Source organism: Asaia spathodeae NBRC 105894 (assembly GCF_025994195.1).
GTDB classification, from domain to species: Bacteria; Pseudomonadota; Alphaproteobacteria; order Acetobacterales; family Acetobacteraceae; genus Asaia; species Asaia siamensis.
In genome coordinates this window covers 99,084-111,316 of sequence record NZ_BAPY01000002.1, presented here as the reverse complement: position 1 = coordinate 111,316, position 12,233 = coordinate 99,084, and the positions used below count along the sequence as shown (strand labels likewise).

The 12,233-nt window shown below is 61.6% G+C and carries 11 protein-coding genes; 3 read left to right on the top strand and 8 right to left on the bottom strand.

Annotation, left to right across the window (positions count from 1 at the left end; genetic code table 11):
• The first annotated feature begins 78 nt into the window (after positions 1-78).
• Complete coding sequence (locus AA105894_RS02115) at positions 79-1,455, top strand: lipopolysaccharide biosynthesis protein (protein ID WP_267310278.1); 1,377 nt, start codon at positions 79-81, stop codon at positions 1,453-1,455.
• A 10-nt stretch (positions 1,456-1,465) separates the two neighbouring features.
• Here the strand turns inward: AA105894_RS02115 and AA105894_RS02110 are convergent, their stop codons facing one another.
• The 7 genes from AA105894_RS02110 to AA105894_RS02080 all read right to left on the bottom strand — a co-directional run bounded on the left by AA105894_RS02110 (position 1,466) and on the right by AA105894_RS02080 (position 8,459).
• Positions 1,466-2,854: an NADH-quinone oxidoreductase subunit D-related protein gene (locus AA105894_RS02110; protein ID WP_267310277.1), complete on the bottom strand. Its 1,389-nt coding sequence runs from the start codon at positions 2,852-2,854 to the stop codon at positions 1,466-1,468.
• Positions 2,851-3,972, bottom strand: a complete 1,122-nt coding sequence (locus tag AA105894_RS02105; RefSeq protein WP_267310276.1) for a hypothetical protein — start codon at positions 3,970-3,972, stop codon at positions 2,851-2,853. Before AA105894_RS02105 ends, AA105894_RS02110 begins: the two co-directional genes overlap by 4 nt.
• A complete protein-coding gene (locus tag AA105894_RS02100; RefSeq protein WP_267310275.1) occupies positions 3,965-4,519 on the bottom strand; it encodes a hypothetical protein in 555 nt (184 codons plus the stop codon). The genes AA105894_RS02105 and AA105894_RS02100 overlap by 8 nt, the downstream gene beginning before the upstream one ends.
• Positions 4,516-5,424: a hypothetical protein gene (locus tag AA105894_RS02095; RefSeq protein ID WP_267310274.1), complete on the bottom strand. Its 909-nt coding sequence runs from the start codon at positions 5,422-5,424 to the stop codon at positions 4,516-4,518. The genes AA105894_RS02100 and AA105894_RS02095 overlap by 4 nt, the downstream gene beginning before the upstream one ends.
• Positions 5,421-6,821, bottom strand: a complete 1,401-nt coding sequence (locus tag AA105894_RS02090; RefSeq protein ID WP_267310273.1) for a hypothetical protein — start codon at positions 6,819-6,821, stop codon at positions 5,421-5,423. Before AA105894_RS02090 ends, AA105894_RS02095 begins: the two co-directional genes overlap by 4 nt.
• Before the next feature lie 148 nt (positions 6,822-6,969).
• The gene (locus AA105894_RS02085) at positions 6,970-7,263 is read right to left on the bottom strand and encodes a hypothetical protein (protein WP_267310272.1); all 294 of its coding nucleotides are present in this window, start codon (positions 7,261-7,263) and stop codon (positions 6,970-6,972) included.
• A 350-nt stretch (positions 7,264-7,613) separates the two neighbouring features.
• Positions 7,614-8,459: an aldo/keto reductase gene (locus tag AA105894_RS02080; protein WP_267310271.1), complete on the bottom strand. Its 846-nt coding sequence runs from the start codon at positions 8,457-8,459 to the stop codon at positions 7,614-7,616.
• A gap of 174 nt (positions 8,460-8,633) precedes the next feature.
• Here AA105894_RS02080 and AA105894_RS02075 point away from each other — a divergent pair, with 174 nt between their 5' ends.
• On the top strand, positions 8,634-9,587 hold the full coding sequence (locus AA105894_RS02075; RefSeq protein ID WP_267310270.1) for a cupin domain-containing protein: 954 nt from the start codon (positions 8,634-8,636) through the stop codon (positions 9,585-9,587).
• Positions 9,588-10,015: 428 nt separating this feature from the next.
• Positions 10,016-11,386, top strand: coding sequence for an L-serine ammonia-lyase (locus AA105894_RS02070; protein ID WP_267310269.1), 1,371 nt, complete (start codon positions 10,016-10,018; stop codon positions 11,384-11,386).
• Positions 11,387-11,428: 42 nt separating this feature from the next.
• On the opposite strand, the gene AA105894_RS02065 is transcribed toward AA105894_RS02070, so the two are convergent.
• Positions 11,429-12,211 carry an acetoin reductase gene (locus AA105894_RS02065; RefSeq protein ID WP_267310379.1) on the bottom strand — a complete coding sequence of 261 codons (783 nt, stop codon included), beginning with the start codon at positions 12,209-12,211 and terminating at the stop codon, positions 11,429-11,431.
• Between the last annotated feature and the right edge of the window lie 22 nt (positions 12,212-12,233).

The following is a 12,233-nucleotide window of genomic DNA, read 5'->3' as shown; positions in this document are numbered from 1 at the left end:
GCAAGGTCGGGCAGGCGGGAAAGCAGTCAGGTTTTTTTTGCCCTTCCCATTTCAGAACGGGGCGTCCAAAACCCCTGCATGCCGAAACACCCCTCAGCCGCCAGACGGATCGTTCATAATGTCAGCTTCCTGACACTGGGGCGTATCGCAACAGCGCTTTGCAGTTTTGCCTATATCGCTTTCGCGGTCCGGGCTTTGGGGCTGGGGCAGTTCGGTCTGCTGATCCTGATCCATTCTCTGGGTATCATGGCCTCGACGTTTTCGCGCATGCAGTCATGGCAGACGCTCATCCGCTTCGGCAATGATCCCTATGCCAGACGCGATCTTGATCTGCTGCGCCAGATTCTGGGCTTCTGCATCAGGCTGGACCTGCTCTCTGCGGTTGTTGCCGTGTCGATCGGGGTCATCAGCGTTACCCTGTACAGCCATATTGCGCATTGGACCCCCTGGGTCACATCGCTCGCCTATGGCTACGCCCTGATCAGCCCTTTCATGTATACTGGCTGGAGTAACGGCGTTCTGCGCCTGACCGACCGGTTTCATCTCGTGCCGATCAGCGATACGGTGACCGCTGTTTTCCGTACGGCGGGAACGGCGCTCGGTCTCGTCCTGCATCTGCATCTCGGTTTCTTTGTCCTGATCTGGGCAGGGGCGGTGTTGCTCGATTACGGGCTCTTCCTGTTCTTTGCCCTCACCACCCTGCGTCAGAAAATCGGTCTGCGTCTGCGGTGGCGCGATGTATTGACGCAGTGGCGGTGGCAGGTGCCGGGCATGTGGGCCTTCACGCGATCGACCAGCATCAACCAGACACTCGGCGCGGTTTCAGGCCATATCAGCACGCTGGTCGTCGGCTCGCTTCTTGGCTCTGCCGAGGCCGCGGTATTTCGTATCTGCCGTCAGATTGCCGATGGCATTGTCACCCCGGCGCAGATGCTGTCTCCCGTGCTCTATCCCGAACTGGTCAAGATGCGCGACCGTCAGGACTGGCGTGGCCTCAAGCGCCTGACATGGAAGATCTTTGCCATGCTCTGCGGCGTCTCGGTTGCGCTTTTGCTCGTCTCGGCGTTTTTCGGGGGGCGGATATTTGCGCTGATGCTGCATATCCATCTGCATGGCACGACCTATTACATCTCGATCATGCTGGTTTCGGCGGTGCTGACCCTGCTCGTCGTTCCGCTTGAGCCGCTTCTGACGGTGATGGGGCAGATCGGTTACCTGATGGCCAACCGTACCTGGATTACCCTTGCCTATTTTCCGATACTTTACGGTATGACGGCAACATGGTCGCTCAAGGGCGCCTGCTACGCGACGGTTTTCAGCAGTTTTGCAATGTTCGTGACAAGGCTCTGGCGCGCCATCATCTGCTCGTTGCGCCCGGCGAAAGAACCCGCCAGTCCCTCCGTCGCCGCGCAGGCGCCAGGGGCGGCAGAAGACAAGATTCCCGTCGAGGCCTGATCTTCCGGCGCTATTGCTCTGCCCCGCCGGGATCAAAACCGAGAGATGCGAGAACAAGCCTGTCCTCCCAGCGATCATGCGTGAGAGATGGCAGAACAGAGAGCGTCGCCAGCGCCGGATCGCGCAGCATGATGCCGTCGAGACGCGCCTCTTTCAGCCTCACCCAGCACCACAGATCGCCATGCGGCCCCTCGGCGGCGCCTATGCCCTCGCCAGAGCCTGTCGGGACGGGCGGGGGCATGGGCAGGGGGGCACCGAATTGCGTTGCGATACGCTCGATGCGGCGCAAGGCATCGCGTATCTCATCCAGACGCAGGCACTGACGCGCCCAGCCATCTCCGGCAAGACGCGACCCGGCGCGTCCGGGCACATGGCGCATGTCGTCCTCAAGCTGGCGCAGGTCGAAAGAGCGTCCCGAGGCACGACCGATCAGCCCGCCGAGACAGAAGCGCTCGGCCGTTGAGGCCGTAATGACCCCGAGCCCCTCAAGGATTTCCGCCATCTGGTCATGTAGCCCCTCAAGGACCGGCAGGCGTGGCATCAATGCGTCATGAACGGCATGGGCAAGCCCGCAGATATCGATCCCGGCAGCGATGCCGTCTGGTGCGATCGCATCCATCAGGCGTCGTGAGGCACCATGCTGGGCACAAAGCGCGGCGCAGAGATCTTCGGCAAGGGCGGCATGGGTGGCGAGCAGCGCAAACCCTGTCAGCCGTGCCATCAGTGCGATATCGCGACAATGCACGGTGATACGCTCGATTTCTGCCAGAAGCGTCCGGGCATCGCGCACGGCGTCTGACGGCACGAGCCCCAGCGCCTGTTCGATGGCGCGGGAATAGGCCAGGGGTGCCGCCACGAAGCCTGCCGAGACGCTGCGCCCGATCAGACGCAGTGCTTCTTCAGGCTTGCGGCCCTGAACCTGCTGCATCAGCCCGATATGCGCTGCCCCCGGTGTGATCTGCCTGTTCCCCCATGCGAAAGGTGCCATGTCGGTATGTGCGGCCTCCCGGAAACCAGGGTCCGGAGGGCTATGGTCTGACGCAACGGAGCGCTGCGAGAGCGGCCAGACGCTCGCCCAGCCGCCACGGTCAAGCGCGGGCTCGGTATCGGCAGCTCCCAGGGGCAGACAGCCCCAGAGATCCTGAGCAATGCGCTCTGGCCAGGAGGCTGCCGGGATCGATGCAGAAAGGGCGAAATACCGCCCGTCTATGAGCGGCGTGCTGGCCATGAGCGGTGTTTCCTGATCGAGAAACAGCGCATAGGCGCGGCTGTCGTCACACCAATGGGCAATGAACCAGCCTGGTCTGGCGTCGATTATGGCGCGCCACTGCGGCTCGTCCAGAGCGTAATGGAAAGGCGCCAGACGCTCGCCTCTCCTGATATGCTGCGCCATGCTCATGGGGCTCTCCAGTGCAGGGCCCAGACGGAGTCAGGCAGGGTCAGAAGAAAAGGCGAGGCGAGACCAAGGGCCAGCAGGGTGCCGATCACGATCCTGTCCTGCCACGTTGGGGGAAGGATAACGTTCAGACGCGCCCGGCTCGCCAGCAGGCCGAGAGCCGCAAGGCACAGCAAGGCCGGGATCATGCCGGTTGCCGCCAGGCCGCCCACAATTCCGAAACCTGCGGTAAAGCCTGGCCAGGGGGGCAGACTGCCCAGAATCCAGAAACGCGCTGATCGGTCGAGGGCAGGAATGGCGGCCAGAGCCAGCCCGCTGCTCAGAAGCAGCAGGACGGGTAAGACGCCGTGGGGCAGGGTGACGGCAAGAATGGCCAGCGCCACGATCGGGCGGGCATTGTCCTGCCGGGTCATGACGCACAGCCAGAGCCCGGCCAATCCGGCTAGAACCAGCACCATATGGGTGATGTCACGTTCAGGCAGACGCAGCATCAAGGCCACGACACTCAGGCACAGGAGCATATCCAGCAGAGCCGTACCTCGCTCTTCTGTGGCGGCATGAGCCTGTGTCGTCATGGGTGCGCCGAGACCGGCCATGAGGCACAGCCCGACAGAAAGAAACAGATCGCCGAGGCGCAGGGTGGCCGGGTCCGGGGTCAGGGTCGTCAGACTTGTGCCCAGCAGGGCCAGAACCACTCCTGCCAGCCGCAGGCGCATCGACTCCCAGGCCTGTCTCGCCCGGGTCGTGACCAGGGTTTCGCGCAGGGCGAGAATCAGCGCAGTGAAGGCAGTCAGGCAGGTGACGGGCAGCAGCGTATGCACGCTGAGTGCCAGCATGATCGCAGAACTCGCCAGAAGATTGAGGCAGAGGGCGAGGCGCTTTTCATGTACGTGCCAAGAGAGAAAAGGCACGCAGCCAGCCAGAAGACAGGCCCAGCGGGCCAGAATATCCTGACTGGGAAGAAGCGGATCGAGCAGGGCCGTCAACACAAGCCCGGCAAGAGTGAAATGCCGTGCCGAACGGGCGGCTTGTGCCTCCGGCATGAGCGCCAGAAGACAGGCAGCCAGAAGCGGCCATGTCGGAACCAGAAAACCGGCAATCTGGTGCAGGGTCTCAGCCATGATGCCGCCCCTCCAGACGCAGCCAGGCGAGTTTTGGCATCAGCCAGCCTCCCAGCGCCAGCAAGCCGACCCAGACCAGTGCCGTGCCGAGAATGAGGGGCCAGCTCTCGGTGTGGCCGCCGAGCAGCAGCAGCCCATTCAGTCCGCAGAGCAAACCGATCAGTTGGAGCAAAGGCACAGGAAGGGCAGCGGCGCAGAGGCCGGAAAGAACAATACCGATGCAGATCAGCACAGGCAGACCCGGTGTGGCGGCCAGTGCGGTGAGAAGCACGAGCCCGATGGCGGCGCACAGGGCAATGCCCGCCGCCTGCTGGGTGGCGCGTCGCTCGCGCAGATCCCCCGACCGCCAGGCGATATGGGTACGCAGAACGATCCACCCGGCACCGTTGAGCACGGGCAGCAGAATGAGCGCAGCCATGGCAGGTGCGCCATGGCCAATGACCGACACGCAGGCGGCAGCGCATGTGCCATGGAAGGGCAGGATGCGCGCGTCACGCCCGATCGCGCCAAGGGCGATCAGCAGGGCAAGGCCAAGAAGAACCGTCACGCCGCCAGCCTCCCCGCAAGAACGAGCAGGATCGCGGCGCCGCCCAGAACGAGAGCGAGGCGTGATGCAGGGAGTGGCCGACAGGCGCGCCAGCCTGCGGCCAGGGCAACCACCAGGGCGAGTTTGGTCGGAGCCGCAACGCACCAGAGCACGACCAGTGTGCCGAGAGGACGAGTGCCTGCAGCAATCGAATCAGGCCAGACAAGATCGGCGATCAGCAGATACCAACAACAGGCAGAAAGATCGTGGCTGTAGCGCAGCAGGGCGCGATGGCGCCCCTCGGCGGATGCGATCAGTTCCTCATGCCAGCTATCGGACAGGAAGCGGCGGTTCAGCACCAGAAGCAGGGCGGCTGCGATAAACACCAGCCCGCCGATCAGGGTAGGGGCTGGTTGCAAAAGCCGCTGCTGCAGCAGACCGATGAGCGTTCCGGCGCCGGGCAGACCAATGGTGATCAGTGTGCCGGTCAGGGCGAGAAGCGGCACCAGAAAAAGCAGATCACGTCCAAGCTGGCTCAAGGAACTGCGCAGGCGAAGGGCGATCAGCCGGGTCGGTGGTTTCTGCAGTGCCTGCATCCAGGCAGGCAGGCAGGAAAGGATCAGCAGGACCCCGCAGGCGAGCGGTTCCGAGAGAAAGCCGAACAGCGATCGCGCAGAGGCATAGGGAATGCCCGTCATGGCAAGAAAAACGGCGCACAGGCCAAGCCAGGAAAGGGCAGGCACAGCGCGGCGCTGCGCCCAGCCACGGCGTATCTGGCGCCAGCGCCATCCAGGGGCGATGCTGCTGCGCCCGGCACCGAGGCCCTGCAAGCTGTGCTCGAGATCGGTCAGAAACGGGGCAATCACAGACAGGCAGGCTATCTGGCCGAGTGTCGTGGCCAGAGCAAGGGTGAATAATCCGATCATGCGGACCATCCAAGCCAGGCCAGGGCGGCGGCAAGCAGAAACAGCCAGAGCGACAATGTCTGACGCGCCAGAGCCGAGCCGGTTTTGCGAAACGCGGGCGCCCGGTCGAAGGCAACGCCCTGCGTCACAGGGCGCCACCCATTGCGCAGCGTCTGCCAGCGGGCGCGCAGGAGTGCGAGCGCGCGACGCACGCCCCAGGGCAGGCGTAGCCTGATTTCGGGCGAGGGCCAGTCTGGCAGGGCATTCGCCACTGACGGCAGATGGGTCATGACGGCAGGAATGATCAGGGCCGGGATCAGGAAAACGAACGCCGGATACCAGAAGGCGCCGTCACCTCCAGCAACGGACCAGATGGGCCAGGCACGCCAGATATCCTGACCGGCGCCAGCCAGATCGAGCGCGGAAACATGCAAAAGCCCAAGCAGCAGACCGGGGCAGATCGAGAGGCATAGGCCAAGGGTGAGTGCCGTCGGCAATCCGTCATGATGCAATGTGAAAACCCGGGTCAGCGAACGCCATGAAGACAGCCAGCCCCGCACCACCAGCACCCCGATCAGAAGGCTCAGCATGACCGCTCCTGCGGTCCAGGCGGGGGAGAGCCCGCTCAGCCCGTTGACCACATGCAGCCCCAGCCAGAAAGGCAGGAATCCGGCCAGAGGCGGCAGCGGCGTCTGGAACAGGAAAGCCCTGTTGCCGAGCCCTTGCAGCGCCAGAGCAAGGATCATCGCCTCACTGCCGGCCAGAGCCGTGTCGGCCAGCCCGCCTTCCCTTGCGCAGAGCGTCAATCCGAGCAGCAGAAGGGGCCAGTAATTCAGGGCCTTGTCGGTGTGCAGGCAAAGACAGAGACCCGCCCCCAGCAGCACCAGACTGACCGGCCAGAAAAAGCCATGCGTCTGCAGGAGCGGTGGTACGAAAAGCACGTAGGAGAGGAGGGGCATTTCTGCAAAGGCAGGCAAGGTGGCGAGGCCTGCTGCTGGGGCCAGGCAGGCAAGCGCAGGAAAACCCGAAAGAATGGCGAGCGCGCATCCTGAAGGGGCCAGCAGGCCCAGCCGCCAGGCGCGCAGTCTTTGCCCGTCCTGTGCTGCCTTGGCCCTATGGGCGGCCTCGGCCAGACAGGGCAGAAAGCAGAAGAGCGACAGCGCCGCGTCGTGGCAGAGCAGGCCGATGCTGCCAAGTGCCTCGCCTATCGGGCCCGGATATCGACGGGGTGTGACCAGCGACAGGGTCCAGAGTACGATCCAGCACGCGCTGAGCGGGTCGAGCGCCAAAGGGCCAATCCGGGACTCATGGCTCCCCAGGGCGCCCCAGCACCCCACCGCGCCCTGAATGCCCAATGTAGTCGCGCGCAGCAGGGGTATGAGCGGACCGCCACGCCATGATGTCGCGAGGCGCAGCACGAGGCAGCTCAGCAGCAGGGCAAGGGGAAGGGCTGAAAACAGGGAGGTATCCTGACTTGGCGTAAACGGACAGGTTTTCCTTACCGCAGTTTCAGCCCCGACCCAATTCCTCTCACCCTGCTTTCAGGCCGGGATAGATGCAGGATTTTTAAAGCGCCAATGGCAGGCGTTGGAGGGCGAGGTCTCCGGCGCGCTCATGGGCCAGCTCGATCAGCTCGTTTTCGCTGTTGCCGGGCGCCTGCGGGTCGTAAAAGACGAATTCGAGCTCAGGCTCCATCTGGGTACACACCAGAGAGCACCCAACGGCCTCGCCGAGATAATCGGTGAAGCTTCTGATCTGGACGCTCGGGAGATGCGAGACCCAGATCCGGCGTTCCTGTGCAAAGGGAGTCAGCAGATGCGGGTGAGCGGCAAGATAGCGCTCGAATTCGGCTCGAGTCATGAACGATCCATTCTTCAATGATGGAATTATTTATGTTATTTCTAAATCTATTTCGAAAGAAATATAATTATTTCTAATGATAAAACGCGATCTCGTATAAAATTGATATTTATTTCATGTGTGTTTCTGTGTTTCGCAGCCCTTCTGCGTGCGGGGCATGAAGCAGGAGACTGTTTACCCGGCCCGGATGGCAAACAGATCTCTGTTTGCCATCCGGGCCCTGATCTTGTCGTGTGTCTTAATCACGGCACGTAGAGGTAATCGCGTTTGCCGGAAAGAAATACCGTAAACCAGAGGCCGAGAGCCGGGCCTGATCAAGCCTCGCTACGGGAGGGGGCGTTTGGCCCCTGTCAGATCATTTCCAGCGGGGTCTTGCTGCGTGGTGGCGCAAAATGCGCGTCGAGGCGCGTCTGATCCTCTTCGCTCAGAACCAGATCAAGCGCTGCGATATTTTCGCGCATATGCACCCGAGAGCCCGCCTTCGGAATAGCGAGCAGGTTGGGCTGGCGAAGCACCCAGGCCAGGGCGATCTGGGCCGGGCTCGCTGGCCCTTTCGTCGTTTCATGGTTTTTCGCGATATCGATCAGAACAGGGTCGTCAAGCAACGTACCGCCCTGGCCGAGAGGGGAATAGGCAATCGAAACAATGCCTGCCGCCTCGTCGCGTGCCAGCAGATCGAATTCCACGCCGCGTGCCTCGAGGTTGTAGAGTATCTGATTTGCAGCGCAGTCAGCGCCAAGTTCATCCAGCTCCTGCATGTCCTCGGTGTCGAAATTAGAAACACCCCAGCGTCGGATCATCCCCCGATTTTGCAGATGCGTCAGAGCTTCGACAGTTTCCTCCAGCGGTACGCCACCACGCCAGTGCAGTAGATAAAGATCGAGGTAATCGGTGCCCAGCCTGTCGAGAGAGGCCTCGCAACTGCGAAGGGTCTTCTCATAGCTCGCATTCGACGGCAGCACCTTGCTGATCAGAAAGACGTCGTCGCGTCGGCCGCGTATCGCCTCACCGACGAGGCGTTCGGATCGACCGCTACCATACATTTCTGCCGTATCGATGACGCTCAGACCGGCGTCGAGACCTGCGTGAAGACTGGCGATTTCCTCGGCGCGCGTCGCTGTCGAGTCCCCGACATTCCAGCTCCCCATGCCGAGTGCCGGAACGGTGTGGCCATCGCGAAAACTAACCGTTTTCATGAAAACTTCCTTTTCAATCTGCAGGCCGAAGCGTCAGATCTGGGTCGGCGTTCGATAATGGTAGCCAATCGACAATCACGAATACGTGAGAAGTAACCCCCCGAGGGCCGAGCGGCGTTAGGCTGGTGGCAAGAGCCTGAGGCGCGGCTTCTGCTTTCAAAAAGGAGGCTGAAAATGGTGTCTTTCGATCATCGCGTTTTCCAGCGCCTTTTCGGCGGAACGAAAACAGGCGGGTCAGCGGCCTTCGCGAAGCGGCGCGAACGCGCCTCCGGCCTGGCCGCCCGATTCTGGCCTGCCCAAGGGTTCGGTGAGACCGACTCAGAGGGCGTATGGCCGAAGCGAAAGAACGTCCGGGAGTGCAGTGAGGTCGAGGTCAGGCGTCACGATCTGGGTCAGGGTGCCGAAGGCGCTGTCATGCGCTGTGACGCCACGGGCTGGGGTATGGTTGTTTCTGGCTGCGCCAGACTCGAAATGCGCTCCGAGACTGGGGCGGCGCTTTATCACGACATGCTCCACGAAGGTGACGTGTGGAGCGTGCCAGCTTCCGCTTCAGCGTGGTTACACTGCCGCGACAATGAGCATGCGAGTGTCGTCGTGTTTGTCGGCGGCAGGGAAACAGAGTCTGACGTCTCAGCTAATGACTGGTGCTGGGCCGACAAGCGGCCCACGCCTGGCCCGTTCCATCACACCTTGTTCGACCAGACTGCAGAGACCACTCACTGGGGCAGCATACGTGTTCTCGAAGCCGATGCCTTTGCTGACCCCGATGCGCTTTCTGCGGCACTCGTAGAAGTCAGTCCCGGTCGCTGCACCGATCTGCACTGGCACCTCAACACATCTGTCTGGCAGATCTGCCTTGAAGGGGCAGGTGCCGTTACCTGTGTTCCGGCTGGCCAGGCCCGGCAGGAAAGACGGGTCTGCACCGGGACGATTGGCCATGTGCCGAAGGCAGAAGGGTATTTCATCCGCAATGACGGCAATGCGCCGCTCAGGGTGCTGCAGATATTCAGGTCCGATCACTATCACGACCTTTCGCTTTCCCAGTGGCTCGCCGCATCCTCTCCGGAACTGATAGCCGCTCATCTTTGTGTGGACGTGGCCACGATCTCGAGCCTTTCCCGGCTCTGAAAATCAGCCGTGCCCAGTAATTGGTAGCTGGATATCCGATCTGGGCGTTTGAGCGCGTGCCCTTTGTGCGTGATCAGTTTCTCAGGGTTCGGGGTCTGGATGTGAGTAGTCGCAAGATCCGGTCCTATCCGGTCGTTCCAGATCGGAAGGCGTAGGCCGCCCCTGGTCGGGCAACAGCGGTGTGCAGCGGAAAATACTCTGTCAGGCCTGTGAGAGTTCGTGCGAAGCTGTGCAGCCAATCGCCATGGCCGGGTCGGTGCATGAGGGGTGGTAAGCGCCGCCTCACAGTGTCCCGACACGGCGCGATGAGGCGGAAGAGTTGCTTTCGAGGTGGAAACGTTTCAGACCTCTGAGACCTGTTTTTCATCTTTCTGCCATGGCAGGGGCCGACCGTTCCGGTTCTGCCCGAGTGTGACGACGAGACGCGCATGATCAGCCTGTTCGATCTTTTCAAAATCGGTATCGGTCCGTCATCATCCCATACGGTGGGGCCGATGCGGGCGGCGCAGCGTTTTATGGCGTCGCTCACCGATTTCGACAGCATCATGCGTCTGCGTGTCACGCTTTACGGCTCTCTGGCATGGACGGCCCAGGGTCACGCGACCGACAAGGCGGTAATTCTCGGTCTGTGCGGCGAATTGCCGCAGACGGTCGATCCGGATGCAGCAGACGGTATCGTGGCGCAGGTCGAGTCGAACAGACACATCGTGTTCGAGGGCAGGGTGCTGCCTTTCGACCCGGTTCATGATCTGGTTCTGGACAAGCAGAGCGTGCCTCCCGTTCATCCGAATACGCTGCAATTCGAGGCGCTGAACGCTGAAGGGGAAGCGCTTGAGACGGCGCGTTTCTGTTCAGTCGGCGGTGGTTTCATCGTTCCTGAGAAAGCAACCGAAACAGCAGGCTATGCCCAGCCCAGCGTGCCTTACCCGTTCACCAGTGGCGCCGAATTGCTGCATCAGGCGAGATTGCATGATCTGAGTATTGCGGCCCTCGTCATGGAAAACGAATGCGCCCTGCGCCCCAGAGACGAGATTATTGCCTATCTTGACGAGATCATCGCGGTCATGATGGCCTGTATTGCGCGCGGAATGGAGCAAAGCGGCATTTTGCCGGGGCGTCTGAAAGTACGCCGCAGGGCGCGCGCCCTGCACGAAAAGCTTCGGGAGCGGGAGCGCGCCAATACGCGCTCGGCCCATGGCATCATGGACTGGATCAGCCTTTTCGCTATTGCCGTGAATGAGGAGAACGCCGCCGGTGGCCGCGTGGTCACGGCGCCGACCAATGGTGCTGCCGGAATCATTCCTTCGGTTCTGCGCTATTATCGCGATTATTGCCCGCCTCTGCCGCCTGCCACGGCGCAGCAGCGCATGCGCGATTTCCTGCTGACCGCTGGCGCCATCGGGGGGCTCTTCAAGCTCAATGCGTCGATTTCAGGGGCTGAAGTTGGTTGCCAAGGCGAGGTTGGCGTCGCCTCATCCATGGCGGCAGCCGGGCTCGCGGCGGCTCTGGGTGGCACGCCCGAGCAGATCGAGGATGCTGCAGAGATAGGCATGGAGCATCATCTGGGTATGACCTGTGACCCTGTGGCGGGGCTTGTGCAGATACCCTGCATCGAACGCAATGCCTTTGGTGCAGTAAAGGCGATCAATGCTGCCTCACTCGCACTCAATGGCGATGGCGCTCATATGGTTTCGCTCGATCAGGTCATCCGTACGATGGCTGAGACGGGACGCGACATGAACCACCGCTACAAGGAAACGTCTCTGGGCGGTCTTGCCGTCAATCTGCCGGAATGCTGATCGAACCGATGGAAGGCCTCTTTCAAGGCCTTCCGTGAAGGCTCAGCGATAGACGATACCGCCATCGGTCAGGATTGCCTGACCTGTGATGTAGTCGGAGTCCGGTCCGGACAGAAAGGCAACGAGTGCTGCCACGTCATCGGGTGTCTGGGCACGACCGAGCGCAATGCCATCGACGAATTTCTTGTAGGTTTCGCCTTTTTTCGAGCCGGTCATTTCGGCAAAGCGCTCATCGATCTCGACCCACATATCCGTGCCTACAATACCGGGGCAGTAGGCGTTTACGGTGATGCCCGCGCTCGCATATTCCCTGGCCGCTGACTGGGTGAGGGCGCGCACGGCGAATTTCGTGGCGGAATAGACGCCAAGCATCGCAAACCCGTCATGCCCTGCGATCGAGGAGGCGTTGATGATCTTGCCCTTCTGATTGCGCGCCTTGAACTTGGCAGCGGCAGCCTGAATGCCCCAGAGCACCCCCTGGATGTTGATGCGCAGAATACGCTCGACCTCTTCTGGCATGACATCGGCAATCGGATTGACCTGCGCGATGCCGGCATTGTTGATCATGACATCAAACCCGCCCAGCTCGGCTTCGGCGTGGTCGATCGCCGCATAGACAGCGTCACGATCGCTTACATCTGCGGCAAAAATGCTGGCCTTGCGGCCCAGCGCCTCGATCTCGCCTTTCACGCTGTGCAGCTTGTCCGTCTTGAGATCGACCAGAGCAATATCAGCACCGTCTTTCGCCAGACGGAGGGCGATGCCGCGACCGATACCCTGTGCAGCGCCGGTAACAAGGATGACTTTTCCGCTGAGTGACGTGATCGCTCTTTCCTGAAGCGAACCG

Coding starts and splice junctions, on each gene's coding strand:
- AA105894_RS02115 (WP_267310278.1), top strand. CDS start 79: ATGCCGAAACACCCCTCAGCCGCCAGACGGATCGTTCATAATGTCAGC.
- AA105894_RS02110 (WP_267310277.1), bottom strand. CDS start 2,854: ATGAGCATGGCGCAGCATATCAGGAGAGGCGAGCGTCTGGCGCCTTTC.
- AA105894_RS02105 (WP_267310276.1), bottom strand. CDS start 3,972: ATGGCTGAGACCCTGCACCAGATTGCCGGTTTTCTGGTTCCGACATGG.
- AA105894_RS02095 (WP_267310274.1), bottom strand. CDS start 5,424: ATGATCGGATTATTCACCCTTGCTCTGGCCACGACACTCGGCCAGATA.
- AA105894_RS02085 (WP_267310272.1), bottom strand. CDS start 7,263: ATGACTCGAGCCGAATTCGAGCGCTATCTTGCCGCTCACCCGCATCTG.
- AA105894_RS02080 (WP_267310271.1), bottom strand. CDS start 8,459: ATGAAAACGGTTAGTTTTCGCGATGGCCACACCGTTCCGGCACTCGGC.
- AA105894_RS02075 (WP_267310270.1), top strand. CDS start 8,634: ATGGTGTCTTTCGATCATCGCGTTTTCCAGCGCCTTTTCGGCGGAACG.
- AA105894_RS02070 (WP_267310269.1), top strand. CDS start 10,016: ATGATCAGCCTGTTCGATCTTTTCAAAATCGGTATCGGTCCGTCATCA.